Annotated in this window: 15 protein-coding genes; 13 read left to right on the top strand and 2 right to left on the bottom strand. The window is 30.8% G+C overall.

Annotation, left to right across the window (positions count from 1 at the left end; genetic code table 11):
• The first annotated feature begins 3 nt into the window (after nt 1-3).
• The 12 genes from AC0L3M_RS00545 to AC0L3M_RS00490 all read left to right on the top strand — a co-directional run bounded on the left by AC0L3M_RS00545 (nt 4) and on the right by AC0L3M_RS00490 (nt 12,237).
• Nucleotides 4-1,191, top strand: a complete 1,188-nt coding sequence (locus tag AC0L3M_RS00545; RefSeq protein WP_145000441.1) for an aspartate aminotransferase family protein — start codon at nt 4-6, stop codon at nt 1,189-1,191.
• A 142-nt stretch (nt 1,192-1,333) separates the two neighbouring features.
• Nucleotides 1,334-2,728, top strand: a complete 1,395-nt coding sequence (locus tag AC0L3M_RS00540; RefSeq protein ID WP_473431448.1) for a tetratricopeptide repeat protein — start codon at nt 1,334-1,336, stop codon at nt 2,726-2,728.
• A 47-nt stretch (nt 2,729-2,775) separates the two neighbouring features.
• A complete protein-coding gene (locus AC0L3M_RS00535) occupies nt 2,776-3,786 on the top strand; it encodes a DUF368 domain-containing protein (protein ID WP_292943754.1) in 1,011 nt (336 codons plus the stop codon).
• Nucleotides 3,787-4,806: a DUF368 domain-containing protein gene (locus AC0L3M_RS00530; RefSeq protein ID WP_473431447.1), complete on the top strand. Its 1,020-nt coding sequence runs from the start codon at nt 3,787-3,789 to the stop codon at nt 4,804-4,806.
• Nucleotides 4,775-5,542, top strand: coding sequence for a shikimate dehydrogenase family protein (locus tag AC0L3M_RS00525; RefSeq protein ID WP_473431446.1), 768 nt, complete (start codon nt 4,775-4,777; stop codon nt 5,540-5,542). The genes AC0L3M_RS00530 and AC0L3M_RS00525 overlap by 32 nt, the downstream gene beginning before the upstream one ends.
• A gap of 94 nt (nt 5,543-5,636) precedes the next feature.
• On the top strand, nt 5,637-7,541 hold the full coding sequence (locus tag AC0L3M_RS00520) for a DUF349 domain-containing protein (RefSeq protein WP_473431445.1): 1,905 nt from the start codon (nt 5,637-5,639) through the stop codon (nt 7,539-7,541).
• 166 nt (nt 7,542-7,707) lie between these two features.
• Nucleotides 7,708-7,932, top strand: coding sequence for a hypothetical protein (locus AC0L3M_RS00515; protein WP_473431444.1), 225 nt, complete (start codon nt 7,708-7,710; stop codon nt 7,930-7,932).
• Nucleotides 7,933-7,959: 27 nt separating this feature from the next.
• On the top strand, nt 7,960-8,322 hold the full coding sequence (locus AC0L3M_RS00510) for an OsmC family protein (RefSeq protein WP_473431443.1): 363 nt from the start codon (nt 7,960-7,962) through the stop codon (nt 8,320-8,322).
• Nucleotides 8,323-8,546: 224 nt separating this feature from the next.
• A complete protein-coding gene (locus AC0L3M_RS00505; RefSeq protein WP_473431442.1) occupies nt 8,547-9,182 on the top strand; it encodes a low molecular weight phosphatase family protein in 636 nt (211 codons plus the stop codon).
• A 2-nt stretch (nt 9,183-9,184) separates the two neighbouring features.
• Nucleotides 9,185-10,231 carry an ACR3 family arsenite efflux transporter gene (arsB, locus tag AC0L3M_RS00500; RefSeq protein ID WP_292943735.1) on the top strand — a complete coding sequence of 349 codons (1,047 nt, stop codon included), beginning with the start codon at nt 9,185-9,187 and terminating at the stop codon, nt 10,229-10,231.
• A 357-nt stretch (nt 10,232-10,588) separates the two neighbouring features.
• On the top strand, nt 10,589-11,224 hold the full coding sequence (locus AC0L3M_RS00495; RefSeq protein ID WP_473431441.1) for a transglutaminase-like domain-containing protein: 636 nt from the start codon (nt 10,589-10,591) through the stop codon (nt 11,222-11,224).
• Between the two features lie 614 nt (nt 11,225-11,838).
• Nucleotides 11,839-12,237 carry a hypothetical protein gene (locus tag AC0L3M_RS00490; RefSeq protein WP_473431440.1) on the top strand — a complete coding sequence of 133 codons (399 nt, stop codon included), beginning with the start codon at nt 11,839-11,841 and terminating at the stop codon, nt 12,235-12,237.
• A gap of 192 nt (nt 12,238-12,429) precedes the next feature.
• Here AC0L3M_RS00490 and AC0L3M_RS00485 read toward each other — a convergent pair whose 3' ends face one another.
• Nucleotides 12,430-13,890 carry an aminoacyl-histidine dipeptidase gene (locus AC0L3M_RS00485; protein WP_473431439.1) on the bottom strand — a complete coding sequence of 487 codons (1,461 nt, stop codon included), beginning with the start codon at nt 13,888-13,890 and terminating at the stop codon, nt 12,430-12,432.
• A 158-nt stretch (nt 13,891-14,048) separates the two neighbouring features.
• Nucleotides 14,049-14,285: a hypothetical protein gene (locus AC0L3M_RS00480; protein WP_473431438.1), complete on the bottom strand. Its 237-nt coding sequence runs from the start codon at nt 14,283-14,285 to the stop codon at nt 14,049-14,051.
• 409 nt (nt 14,286-14,694) lie between these two features.
• Between AC0L3M_RS00480 and AC0L3M_RS00475 the strand changes: the two genes are divergently transcribed.
• Nucleotides 14,695-15,762, top strand: a complete 1,068-nt coding sequence (locus AC0L3M_RS00475; protein ID WP_473431437.1) for a DUF3810 domain-containing protein — start codon at nt 14,695-14,697, stop codon at nt 15,760-15,762.
• Nucleotides 15,763-15,832: the final 70 nt, after the last annotated feature.

Below are 15,832 nucleotides of genomic sequence, written 5' to 3'. Positions count from 1 at the left end.
GTTATGAAGGATAGATTTTTTAAACACCAAGCACAAACGTCTCCATATCCTTTAGCTCTAGAAATTTCTTATGCTAAAGGAAGCTATATTTACGACACTAATAACAAAGCCTATTTAGACTTTGTTGCAGGTGTATCTGCATGTACATTAGGACATAGCCACCCAAAAGTAGTTAATGCCATTAAACAACAAGCAGACAAATATTTGCATGTTATGGTTTATGGAGAATATGTCCAAAAGCCAGCAGTAGACTTATGTAAATTTATAGCAGATCACTTACCAGAACCTTTAACATCTACGTATTTAGTTAATTCTGGTACAGAAGCTATTGAAGGTGCTTTAAAATTAGCACGACGTGTTACTGGACGTAGTCAGATTATTGCAGCCCATAATGCCTATCATGGTAATACTTTAGGATCTTTAAGTTTAATGGACTTTGAAGAGCGAAAAGCACCTTTTAGACCATTACTGCCAGATATTAGTCACATTACGTTTAATTACCAACCACATTTTAAACATATCACTACAAAAACTGCTGCAGTAATAGTTGAAACCATTCAAGGTGGAGCTGGTTTTATAGAGCCTAAAAACGATTATTTAGCCAAATTAAAAGCAAAATGTCAGGACGTTGGAGCGCTATTAATTTTAGACGAAATACAACCAGGAATTGGCAGAACAGGACAATTATTTGGTTTTCAAAATTATAATGTGGTTCCAGACATTGTCGTTACCGGAAAAGGATTAGCTGGTGGATTACCAATTGGCGCATTTACAGCGTCTAAGGCTCATATGGATGCCTTTCAGGATGGACCAAAGCTAAGCCACATTACAACTTTTGGTGGTAACCCATTAATTGCAGCTTCGGCTTTAGCCACATTACAAGAAGTTACAAATAGTGACTTAATGTCACAAGCTTTAGAAAAAGAACAATTAATCAGGCAACACTTAAAACATCCTTTAATTACCGAAATTAGAGGTCGTGGTTTAATGTTAGCAGCCATAACTACTGCAGCAAACATCACTGACCAAGTGGTACTACAAGCGCAAAATCAAGGATTAATACTCTTTTGGTTGCTGTTTGAGCCTAAAGCAATACGTATAACACCACCTTTAACCATCAGTAATGAAGAAATTATTAAAGGGTGTGGCATTATTATTGACTTATTAAATAAAATAACGGACTCTAATTAAAGAGTAAGTCTCTTTCAATCAATCAAAAACACATCAAAACCCGTAATTGTTGATTACTTTGTTAAAAACAAAAGTGGCAAATGCCATTTAAAAAGTAATAGAACAGTACATTTATTACAATAGAAACACCTAAACAGTGCCTATGGAGTTTAGTCAAGAAGAACCAAATAAAGTATCGCTTAGTAGATTTGAATCGATGTTAAAAACAAACAATGTGTTGTTTTTTGACTCGGACGAATTTGAAAATATAATACACCATTACCTTAACCAAGGTAAAGTATCTTTAGCAAAAAAAGCTATTAAGTTAGGCTTAGAGCAACATCCTACATCTACTAATCTTAAATTATTTAAGGTAGAAATTTATGTGTTTGAAAATAAGCTAAAAGAAGCGAATCAGTTACTAGATGCCTTGTATGTATTAGAGCCATCAAACGAAGAAATATACATTCAAAAAGCTAATATATTATCTAAAGATGATAAGCATCAAGACGCGATTAAAGTTTTAAATATAGCTTTAGATTTAGCAGAAGAATCCTCAGAACTACATTCTTTAATAGGAATGGAATATCTATTTTTAGATAACTTTGAAGAAGCTAAACAGAGTTTTATGCGTTGTCTAGATGATGACATGGATGACTATTCTGCGTTATACAACATTATGTATTGCTTCGATTTTTTAAATGAAAATGATGAAGCAATCACCTTTTTAAATAGTTATTTAGATAAAAACCCATATTGTGAAGTTGCTTGGCACCAATTAGGTAAGCAATATTTTACTATAAAACAATACGAAAAATCTTTAAGTGCTTTTGAATTTGCAATTATCTCTGACGACACTTTTGTAGGTGCTTACATTGAAAAAGGTAGAGTCCTAGAAAAGTTAAAGCGTTATAACGAAGCAATCGAAAATTACGCAGTAACCCTAGAATTGGAAGACCCTACATCTTTTGCTTTATTAAGATTAGGACAATGTCATGAAAAACTAGGTCAGATAGATTTAGCAAAACAATATTATTATAAAACTGTAAAAGAAGACCCATTACTTGATAAGGGTTGGATAGCCATTACTAAGTTTTATAACAAACAAAAAAACTACCAAAAAGCACTATATTATATTAATAAAGCGATTAATATTAATGCAGACAATGCAGTATATTGGAAGTTATATGCACAAATAAACCACAGACTAAACTTTTTAGAAGAATCTGAACGTGGCTATAAGCGAGCATTAGAACTTGGAAATTATGAGTTAGCCTCTTGGTTACAAAGAGCAGATATTTTAATTCAATTAGGAGAACCTGAAGCTGCTAGCTTAAACTTAATTCAGGCAGCAGAATTTTACCCAGAAGATGCAGAAATTGAATTTAGACTAGCTGGTATTTACTATGGTTTATTAGAAACTGAAAAAGGAAGCTACCACTTAAAAAATGGATTAACTTTTGATGCAGAACTAATATTTATTATTGAAGAAATTTTTCCAATGGTCTACCAATCTACCACCTTTAAAAACGCGTTAAAAAAGTTACATAAATCATAACATAAAATGATTTTTGCATACCTTTGGTTACCAACAAAACTCAAATTATGCAAAGACGCTTAAAAGATTACCTTGTTATTAGTTTAAAAGGAATTGCTATGGGAGCAGCAGATGCAGTTCCTGGAGTATCAGGAGGTACCATTGCGTTTATCTCTGGGATTTACGAAGAGTTAATTACAACTATAAGTGGTGTTAACCTATCATTAGTAAAGACCTTAAAAAATGATGGTTTTTTTGCCTTTTGGAAACAACTAAACGGTAACTTTCTTTTAGCGCTTTTAACAGGTATTATTATCAGTTTTGTTTCGTTTATGAGACTAGCAAAATACCTAATCGAGCAACACCCAGTTTTAATATGGTCGTTCTTTTTTGGTTTAATTATAGCTAGTATCTTTTTTGTTGGTAAACAAATTAATAAATGGTCTGCTAAAACCATTATCGCATTAATTATTGGTACTATAGCTGCATTTTACATTACTAGTTTACCATCTTTAGCTAGTAATACCAACTCCTATTTTTTATTTATTGCTGGAGCCTTAGCGATTTGCGCTATGATTTTACCAGGTATTTCTGGTAGTTTTATATTAGTAATTTTAGGAGCATATAAAACATTAAGTGATGCTTTTCATGACTTTGATTTAAAAAAAATAGCACTATTTGCAACTGGAGCAATTGTTGGTTTGCTTAGTTTTAGCCACGTATTAAAATGGCTATTCAAAAATTACCATAATACAACTCTAGCCATTCTAACCGGTTTTATTCTAGGTTCGTTAAATAAAGTTTGGCCTTATAAAAAAACCATTTCGGTAATGGATGACGCTTCAGGATCTGTAGTTGATTTTATTGGACTTTCAGACTACCAAACGTTAAGTGTGTTTCAAAAAAACAGCTTAGATTTTGATAGCTACAAAACCGTTTTAGAGCAAAGTGTACTGCCATCAACCTATTCTCAAATTAACGCTAATACAGACGCTCAATTAGTTTTAGCAATTGGATTGATGATTGCAGGTTTTTTAACTATTTTTATTCTTGAAAAAGTAGGTAATAAAGCAAGCTAAATGCAAAACACACGCACATTTAAAGATAAACTATTCCTAATCTTAAAAGGTTTAGGCATGGGAGCAGCTAATAAAGTTCCTGGTGTATCTGGTGGTGTCGTGGCATTTGTTGCAGGTTTTTATGAAGAGTTTATACACTCCTTACAAAAGGTAAATGGGACCGCTTTTAAATTACTTTTAAAAGGACGCTTTAAAGCGTTTTATCATTATATAAATGGACGTTTTTTAAGCTTACTATTTTTTGGAATGATAGTAAGCTATTTTAGTATTTCAAAAATCCTAGACTACCTTATTACGCACTACCAACTCTATGTTTGGAGTGTCTTTTTCGGGATGATTATAGGTTCGATTTATTACATAAGTAAGGATTTTAAAGATTGGAAAACCACAACATATTTAGCTTTAATTATTGGTGCTGTTTTAGGAATAGGTATTAGTTTTCTAGATCCTGCTACAGAAAATGATAACCTGATATTTGTTTTTTTCTGTGGAATAATTAGTGTTTCAGGAATGACATTACCTGGCTTTTCAGGATCATTTATCTTAATATTATTAGGCAATTACGTCTTACTATTAGTGGACTCTGTGAATGCTTTATTTGATACTTTTTCTGAGGTAATAATTGGTGATTTTAGCTTTACTGCAAATATAGAACGTCTTAGGATGTTAAAAGTACTAGCAGTCTTTACATTAGGCTCTGTAGTTGGTTTGGTAACTTTTTCTCATGTATTAAATTACATTTTAAAACATTATAAAAATGTCACGTTAGCATCTATTATAGGTTTTATAATAGGATCTTTAGGTGTTGTATGGCCATTTAAACATACCATATTTAAAACAAAATCTACAGGCGAATTTTTAGTAGATTCTAGAGGTCAAAAAATAATTGAAAACTACGAACGTTACTTACCAGAACTTAATACCGAAACTATAATCGCATTATGCTATACTATAGTAGGAATAGCAATCGTATTAGCATTAGAAATATATGGACAAAAAACAAAGCAATCACATGCGTAACTATGGATTAATTGGTAAAGATATCTCCTACTCTTTCTCTCAAAACTATTTTTCAATAAAATTTAAAGACGAAAATATTACTGATGCTAAATACCAAAATTTTGACATTCAAAATATTGAGAATTTTAAATCAAACATACTAACAACCAAAGGATTATCTGGTCTTAATGTTACCATCCCTTATAAAGAAAGTATTATTCCCTTTTTAGATTCATTAGATAAAAAAGCAAAAAAAATTGGTGCAGTAAATACTATTAAATTCACTAAAAAAGGACATCTTAAAGGCTACAATACAGATATTTATGGTTTCAAAAAAAGCATCAAACCACACATAAAAAAACATCATAAAAAAGCTTTAATTTTAGGTACAGGTGGAGCCAGCAAAGCAATTGCTTATGTTTTAAAACAACTAAACATTCAATTTCATTTTGTATCAAGACAGCAGTCAAAAGCAGTTAGTTATACCTATGACACGTTAACGGAAGCTATTATTAATGACCATCAAATCATTATAAATTGCTCGCCTGTTGGGACGTTTCCTGATGTAAATGAAGCACCAAATATTCCATATGGTGGACTTTCTAAAAAACATATTTTATTCGACTTAATTTATAATCCATCACAAACGGTTTTTTTAAAACATGGCAAAAACCATGGTGCTACTACTATAAATGGCTATGACATGTTAGTGTTTCAGGCAGAAAAATCTTGGAAAATCTGGAATAAAAATCTTTAAACTAAGAGTTAATCAACAAATTATTGGTAGTTTTTCAACTTGTCACTATCTTTAAAAGCTAAATACATAAATATCAACTAAAAACATTTTAAAAATGTCAGAGCTAGATAACCTGCAAAATGCAGATGGAACGAAAGAAAACACTGAAAACGTACAACCAGAAACACCACAAGAAGTAACTTCTAAAGTAGAAGATAACGATGATGTTTTAAATGAAATTGAAGATTCTAATGCAGAAGATGCTGAAGATGAAGGTAACGTTGACAGGCACAACATTGAAGATAAAGATTACGAATCGCTTAATTTAGAGCAATTGGTTATCGAACTTGAGCGTTTGGTTAAAAACGAAAAAGTACAAGCTATTAAAAAACATGTAGATGCCATCAAAACAGAATTTGACAAGCAGTTTCATGAGCTTTTAGACGAGAAAAAAGAAGAGTTTTTAAGTAATGGTGGTAATGAGATTGACTTTAGATATCACACACCTATCCAACAAAGCTTTAAAGATAACTATAAAGATTACAGACAACGCTTAAGTGGTCACTACAAAAATATTGAACAAAACCACAAGCAAAATCTTACTAATCGATTAGACATCATAGAAGGTATTAAAGCATTAACAGAAGATGCTGAAGACTCTATGAACACTAAATACAAAAAGTTTAAAGAGTTACAAGACCAATGGAAAACTGCTGGTCCAATACCAAGAGATAAATATAACAACGCTTGGAATAGCTACCATTTTAATGTAGAACGTTTTTACGACCTACTACATTTAGACAGAGATTTGCGTGATAAAGATTTTGAACATAATTTAGAGCTTAAAACTAAAATTATCGAGCAAGCTGAAGCATTAGCTAATGATGAAAATACCAACAGAGCCTTTAGAGAACTTCAAAATTTACATAAGATTTGGAAAGAAGAACTTGGACCTGTAGCCAGAGAACATAGAGAACCAATTTGGGAACGCTTTAAAGAAGCGACTAAAAAAATTAACGCTAAGCGTCAAGATTACTTTAAAAATCTGGACACTGTTTATGAGCAAAACTTATTAAATAAACAGGCGATAATCACGCTTATTGAAGAAAAAGCAAGTGAAAAAATCACGAATCATAGTGGTTGGCAAAATAAAATTAAAGAAATTGAAGCCTTAAGAGAAGAGTTTTTTAAAGCAGGTAAAGTACCTGTTAAAGTTAACGAAGCAACTTGGGCTAAATTTAAAGAAGCTGTAAGAGGTTTTAACAGACGTAAAAACGAATTTTATAAAAGTTTAAAGAAAGACCAATACGATAATCTAGAGAAAAAACTAGAATTAATTAAAATTGCTGAAGACAATAAAGACAGTGAAGATTTTCAGGCAACAACGCAGTTGATGAAAAAAATTCAAGGCGATTGGAAACGTATTGGACATGTACCTAGAAAAGATAGTGATAAAATATGGAAGCAATTTAAAAGTGCTTGTAACCACTATTTTGATCGCATTAAAGAACAACGTAATGCAGCTAGTGCTGAAGAGGAAGAGGCTTTTACACAAAAAGAAGCCTTACTATCTGAAGTTAAAAACTTGACACTTTCTGGAGATCAAAAAACGGACTTAGCAACTATAAAAACACAAATTAATAGCTGGAAAACTTTAGGTCGCGTGCCACGTAATAAGAAACAAATAGAAAACGACTTTAATGATACACTTGATGGATTATTTAAATCTTTGGACTTAAATAAAACGGAAGCCGAGTTGATAAAATTTGAAAACAAGTTAGATCAATTATCTTCTGGTGATGACAGTCGCGCTATTGACAATGAGCGTTTTTACATCCAGAAAAAAGTAGATGAAATTAAAAGTGAAATTATTCAACTTGAAAATAATTTACAATTTTTCTCAAATGTAAAATCAGATAATCCATTAGTTAAAGAAGTGCATAAAAACATTAAAAAGCATAAGGATGATTTACAATTATGGGATACAAAACTTAAAAAAATTAAAGGATTGTACAATTAATAAAATCTAACTAATTTTAAAATTAAAGTTGCTATAAATATTACACATGTAATAGATTTAGCAACTTTTTTTGCTTTAGTTACACTTGCAAAAACTAAATAGAGTTTTATAAATAATAACCTTGTACGTACTAAAGTATATGGTTTTAAATTAGTAAATTACTATTATGAAAATAAACCTATTATCCTGCGACGCAATTAGACCTGATAAAAAAGGAATTGCTAATTGTATCGAAGCTATTGCAATAGATATTAATGCAGCAAAAGCCTTTCAATTTACAGAAATCTTATTAGAAGGAGATCCTATAGATTTTGATGTAGATGACAAAAACTCAGGATCTGCTTTAAGAGCCTTGCGCAAACTGGATATAGATTATCAAATATTAGAATAAAAACATTAGTAATAAAGTATACCAATTATGACCTACGGTATTAACGCTAAATCCTTTGCCAATAAGGACGCTTCAATCACTATAAAAGAGACTTCAATACAATTTGGTACTACACCACAATCTAACAATACACTTGCTAGTCCTGCTGATTTATTTTTAAGTGCTTTTGCTGCTTGTATTTTAAAAAATATACAACGTTTTTCTGTTTTAATGAAATTTGAATACACTTCCGCAGACATTACAGTACAAGGCGTACGTCTAGACAAACCACCAAGAATGGATCAAATAGACTATCAATTAATAATCGAGACTACAGATAAAAATCTAAACGTGAACTTGCTGAAAAAAATATTGAAAAATTTGGAACCATTTATAATACCGTTAAATTAAGCTGCGATATAAACGGAACCGTTACCACAAAAGCATAAATCCATTAACAGACAACAATTCTAAGATTAACTTTATGTAAACTAATACATAATTGATATATAATTTATTTGAATGTTTAAATATTAATCGTAACATTGCAATGAATTAATCAATAATAGAATTAATTTAAATATCAAAAAATATATTGTCATATAATACAAACTGTTTTTTAAAATCAACTTACAATGAAGTCTAATACACAGCCTATGCTATTTGAAGACATAGAAAAAACAATTAAGCAATTAAGACCTGATACCATTTCTGAAGCACGAAAAGAAGTATTACAACCTTTGGCAGATTATATACAATCAAAGGTGAATAATAACCAAGACATCCGTATTAATTTTATTTGTACACATAATTCTAGACGCAGTCATTTATCGCAAATTTGGGCACAAACAATAGCCAGCTACTTTGCTATTAAAAACGTATTTTGTTACTCTGGTGGTACGGAAGCAACAGCAGTTTACCCAATGGTTATTAAAACATTAAACCTATCTGGGTTTAAAATAAAGGCTCTATCAAACGATAAAAATCCAATTTATTCAATCAAATATTCTAATAACGAACATCCAATTATTGGTTTTTCAAAAACATTAGATGACGATTTTAATCCGCAATCACAATTTGCTGCAATTATGACTTGTAGTCAAGCAGATGGTGGTTGTCCATTTATTGCTGGTGCTGAGCAACGTATACCTATTACTTTTGAAGATCCAAAAGCATTTGATAACACACCACAACAAGAAGAAAAATACAACGAAAGAAGTTTGCAAATAGCAACTGAAATGTTTTTTGTTTTCTCTCAAATAAAATCATAAAAATGGCTACAAAAAAATTAAGTTTTCTAGATAAAAATCTAACGCTATGGATATTTGTAGCAATGATAATTGGTGTTGGACTTGGGTATTTTATACCAACCTTTCCAGATATTATAAATTCCTTTAGTAGTGGATCTACAAATTACCCAATTGCAATTGGTTTAATCTTAATGATGTATCCACCATTAGCAAAAGTTAATTACGCTTTATTACCAAAGGTTTTTAGAAACACTAAAATATTGTCAATTTCGCTTATTCTAAATTGGATTATTGGACCTGTTTTAATGTTTATTTTGGCTATTACGTTTTTAAAAGACTATCCAGAATATATGGTTGGGTTAATTTTAATTGGTTTAGCACGTTGTATTGCAATGGTATTGGTTTGGAATGATCTTGCAGAAGGCAGTAGCGAGTATGGAGCAGGTTTAGTCGCTTTAAATAGCATTTTTCAAGTATTTGCTTATAGTTTTTACGCTTGGCTTTTTATAACCATATTACCTCCTTATTTTGGATTTGAAGGTGCTATCGTAGATATTTCAATAGGTACCATTGCAGAAAGTGTCGCTATATATTTAGGAATCCCTTTTCTTTTAGGGATTTTAAGTAGACAAATTTTAGTAAAATTAAAAGGTGAAGATTGGTATACTAATACATTTATACCAACAATATCTCCTATGACTTTAATTGCACTATTATTTACAATAGTCATTATGTTTTCGCTAAAAGGTGAGTTAATTGTACAAATACCAATGGATGTTTTAATTATTGCAGTACCATTACTTATCTATTTTTTACTAATGTTTATTATCGGATTTTTCTTTACAAAAGCTTCTGGTGCAGAATATGATAAAACCGCTTCTGTTGCTTTTACTGCTGCTGGTAATAATTTTGAACTAGCTATTGCTGTTGCTATTGCTGTTTTTGGACTTAATTCTGGACAAGCTTTTGCTGGTGTTATTGGTCCTTTAGTTGAAGTTCCTGCGCTGATTTTATTAGTTAGAGTCTCTTTCTGGCTACGAAAAAAATATTATGGACACGCTACTTTGTAAAAAGACGTATAACGCAGTAAATAAATAATTACTTAACAGATAATTACAAGTAATAAAATAAAAAAGCACAATCTAAAGATTGTGCTTTTTCTATTTTATATAATACTACTTAATAAGATTACTTTTTAGGAATCTCCTTTAAAATCTCCAATACAAAATTCCAGTATTTTTTTAGCAAACACTATATGCGTGTATTAATCAAACTTACATTAACCTTTATTATGATACTGCATTAATTGCAAATTTGACTTTATCATTTTTTTCAACTAACTTCGTTTAACTTCGAATATAATTCATTGAAACGGAATCATATTCGCTATACTTTAGCCACAAACTAAAAAACACGAATAACAGATAATGAACTATTTACAACCTACATATTATTTTGATTTTGAAAATAATTCAGTTCAGAACCTTATATCAGAATTTAAAACAACACAATTAAATAATAAGGAAAAAGCAATCGGAATCTATAACAAAGTGCGCGATAAATGGAAATATGATCCATATAGCATAAGTCTTTTAAGAGAGAAATATAAGTCGAGCCTAATTGCCGAAAAACAATCGGGAAACTGTGTTGAGAAATCAATAATCTTAATTTCTTGCCTTCGTGCTTTGGGAATACCAGCAAGATTACATTTAGGAAAAGTTAAAAATCACATTGCTGTCGAAAGATTAACGGAAAAGTTTGGCTCAAATGAATTGACACCACACGGAATGGTTAACGTTTACCTCAATAATAAATGGCTAAAAATGTCACCTGCTTTTAACAAATCATTGTGTGAAAAATTAAATGTTGAACCGTTAGATTTTGACGGAGAAAACAATTCATTTTTACAACAATTTAATAGCGAAGGAAATAGGTTTATGGAATATATAGATGATTATGGTTATTTTGATGATGTTCCTGTTGATTTTATGATAAAAAATGTAAAAGAGCACTATCCTCATATATTTAACACCAATGAAAATACAACTGAATTTAAACTGTAAAAAAGTCTGTAGCTAATACCGCATATAGCTCATAGTTGAGTAGTTACTTAAATGAAGTTAACTCGTTTTTGGAAAGTCGCCAAATTTTTAAATTGGACAATTTTCAATAAATAGATAAATGGTAAAATTAAAAATCTGGCTTGTGCTAAATCCGAAAATAGTCGCTTATTTACACACAACTACTCATAGCCTAGAGCGTTTAACGAAGATGAAAAAAGCACAATCTAAGATTGTGCTTTTTCTATTTTATATAATACTACTTAATACGATTACTTTTTAGGAATCTCTTTTAAAATCTCTAATACAAAGTTCCAGTATTTTTTAGCAAACACTATTTGTGTGTATTAATCAACTTTATCTCAACCTTTACTCTGATACTGCATTAATTACAAATTTGACTTTGTCCTTTTTTTCAACTAACTTCGTTTAACTTCGAATATAATTCATTGAAACGGAATCATATTCGCTATACTTTGTGCCATACACGAAGAACATTAAGTAACAAAATGTCTGAAAGAAAAATAACATTCGAATTTATTACTGTCAAGTCTAACGAAGAAAAGCAGGATAAGAATGAAAAAATAATTCACCATAAAAATTCTCGAAAGAATAGAGTGAAATTCAGAAAAGAGAAGTATGAAGAAAAAGAGCTTATTTGGACTTTAAAAAAATATATAGGAGAAAGAGCAGATGACGGAATGAATTGGCAATATCAATCATCAGCAGATAAATTAAATGACGAATTGACCGCAGAAAAAATTGTCGGAATCATAAATTTGGGAATAGAATTTGACTTTGAATATATTCCAAAAGAAAATGATTTTTTGGTTTTGAGATTTGAATACACCAATCCAGAATTAAAAAACAAAAGGAGACCATTCATTAATTATTATACTTCGTTTTTATATAATAATGGAAAATGGAATATTAACGAAGACTTTGACCATATCCATTATGATTTTATAGAATTTAAAAGCGGAATTATAAAATATGTGCCACAAAACCGTATATAATTTATTGCTAGTTCTAGCCTACTTACGAAAATCCTCGCGGACTTTCTATTTGTGTTTTATTTGCTAGCTTTAATGCTTAAAATACGCAACAAAACATATACACAAACGTTTAAACGAACTTGAATAAATCACATAAAAAAGCACAATCTAAGATTGTGCTTTTTCTATTTTATATAATACTACTTATTACGATTACTTTTTAGGAATCTCTTTTAAAATCTCTAATACAAAGTTCCAGTATTTTTTAGCAGACGATATTTGCGCACGCTCGTCAGGACTATGTGCGCCTTTAATGTTTGGTCCAAAACTAATCATTTCCATATCTGGATAATTTTGACCTAAAATACCACATTCTAAACCAGCGTGACAAGCCGCAATATGTGCTTTTTCGCCATTTAATTTTTGGTATAAATTATCTAAAACTTTTAATATCGAGCTATCCATGTTTGGTGTCCATCCTGGATAATCTCCGGAAAGCTCAACCTCACAACCTGTAAGCTCAAATGCAGCACGCAACGTATTTGCTAAGTCCATTTTACTACTTTCTACAGAGCTACGTGTTAAACATCCTATTTTTACGTGACCATCCTTAACAATTACACGTGCAATATTATTTGATGTTTCTACCAATTCAGGAATATCTGCACTCATACGATACACACCATTTACTGCTGCATATATAGCACGTGTTAATCCTTCTTGTACACCAAGGTCCATAATTAATTCTGGAGTTTCTGTTTTAGAGACTTCAATCACCAAATCAGGCTCCATAGTTTTAAGTTCGGTTTTAATAGTGTTACCTAACTCTTCCATTTCGTTAATAAAAGCAGCTTCATGTATCGCATCTATTGCTACTACTGCTCTACTTTCTCTTGGAATAGCGTTACGTAAACTTCCACCATCAATTTCTGATATACGTAAACCAAAGTTTTCAAAACCATCAAATAATAAACGGTTCATTAATTTATTAGCATTACCTAAACCTTCGTGTATTTGCATACCTGAATGTCCACCTTGTAAGCCTTTTACTTTTACTTCAAATCCTATTTTAAATTCTGGAGTTTCTTCTTGCTCGTAAGTTCTTGTTGCAGTCACATCAATACCTCCTGCACAACCAACACCAATCTCGTCATCTTCTTCCGTATCTAGGTTTAATAAGATTCCGCCAGTTAATAAACCACCTTTTAATCCCATTGCTCCTGTCATACCAGTTTCTTCATCAATAGTAAATAACGCTTCAATTGCTGGATGTGGTATATCTGTACTTTCAAGAAGTGCCATAATTGTAGCTACTCCTAAACCGTTATCTGCACCAAGTGTTGTTCCTTTTGCTTTTACCCAGTCACCTTCCACTACCATTTGGATCCCTTGTGTATCAAAATCAAAATCGGTATCTGCATTTTTTTGGTGTACCATATCTAAATGCGATTGCATTACAATAGTCACACGATCTTCCATACCTGCAGTTGCTGGTTTTTTAATAATCACATTTCCAACCTCATCCTCTATAACTTCTAAACCTAAATTGGTACCAAAGTCTTTCATGAATTTAATCACACGCTCCTCCTTTTTTGAAGGTCTTGGTACTGCGTTTAAATCTGCGAATTTATTCCATAATGCTTTTGGCTCTAAAGCTCTAACGTCTTGACTCATTTGTATAGTTTTTATTGAATTACAAAAGTACAAATTGCAGATGCATTTAGAAACCTTTTTAAGTTAGAAATAACATTAGGTAGTATAACTGAATTAATAAAGCGAATTGTATTAACTCATAAAACTTGTAACCATATACATTACGAAACTTAGAAACATCAATACCAATAAAAGCAATATAAATAGGTTGATATTTTTAAGATAAAACAATACTTTTTTTGAAAGTTTGAATCTGTATTTAACTCATTTGTGAATAGCAATTCTGCATTTTTGTCCAAAGCCTGTTTTACGTCTTCATTAGCTTTATTATAAACACTCATGTTTCGAAAATAAAACGTTTTATTTTCTGGAAGTAAAAGCGTTAATTCTTTCATTTTTTCTAAATATGTGCTCATTGGTTTTGGTTTTAAATAGATTGAGGTATAAGGTCATCATCACTATAAGCAACAATTTTTTTACGCATTAATTGATTACTATTGAAATGACGAGAGATATCCATAGCATAAGCATCTTATCCTATTGGATTAATTTGGTTTTGAAACAGTAACTTTAATAACAATCTATTTATTTATACAATAAATGTATTGATATAATTTGGTTCCACTTTACGGTTTCCCTCAATAATAACTGATTTTCAGTTTTTTAAAACGTTTCTTATTCCTTTATAAAACAAAAAACAACCTCAGTCGCTACTCCTGATGGTAGTGGCATCCTTTTTTGCAAAAAAAGATATAACGGACAGCAGGTAGAAACCTTTTAAATAAACCTAAGTGATTGGTCCTAATTTTTAATTATTTTTGAGTCATGCTAAAAAACAAAAAACTGTGGATTGCGCTACTGATTATACCTATGTATATATTGGTGAAAGTTGTGGCTAAATTTCCGGACACAATCGAGGTTGTGTATAGTAATGGTTTATATCCTTTTATTTCTAAATTATTTAGGTATACTTTGGGTTGGTTACCTTTTAGTTTTGGCGATTTTTTATATGCTTTTAGTATTATTTTTATTTTCCGTTGGCTAATTTTAAATGTAAAACGCATCTGGAAAGATACTGTCCATTGGCTAATTGATGTGTTTGCTGCTGTAAGTATTATTTTTATAGCGTTTCATTTATTTTGGGGTTTTAATTATTACCGAAATCCTTTGCATAAAAATTTAAATTTAGAGGATGATTACACCACTGAGCAATTAGTTACTGTGACTAAAAACTTGATTGAAAAATCAAATTACATACATCTAAAGATTACTAAAAACGATAGTTTGAAGGTCGATTTACCATTTACTAAATCCGAAATTTTAGCATTAACGCCTAAAAGTAATGAAGCTTTAAAAACTGATTTTCCGCATTTGGAATACCATCCTAAAAGTTTAAAAAAGTCGTTATTTAGTTATCCTTTAACGTACATGGGTTTTAGTGGTTACCTTAATCCAATAACCAATGAGGCTCAGGTGGATGATATGATTCCTGTATACAAATTCCCAACCACTGCTGCGCATGAAGTAGCCCACCAATTGGGTTACGCCAAAGAAAACGAGGCTAATTTTATTGGCTTTTTAGCCACTATTAGCAATGATAATATATACTTTAAATATTCGGGATACACCTTTGGTTTAAGACATTGTCTTGGTGAAATTTTTAGACGTGATCCTGATTTATATTATAAATTATTACCTACTATTAACATAGGTATTATAAAAAACTATCAAGAGGTTAGAGATTTTTGGAATGATTACAAAAACCCGTTGGAACCAATTTTTAGATCTACTTACACGTCTTACCTAAAAGCTAACAACCAAGCCAAAGGTATGGATAGCTATAGCTATGTGGTGGCTTTATTGGTTAATTATTTGGAAGATAAAATCTTATAAAAACGTTAAAATCCTAATTGGGTGTTGTTTGGCATATTGGCTAATGCGTATCTTTAGTGTTTATCAACCT

It is taken from the genome of Olleya sp. KJ81-1 (genome assembly GCF_055808135.1).
Note: the sequence above shows the minus strand (reverse complement) of the source record. Positions and strands in the feature narration are given on the sequence as shown.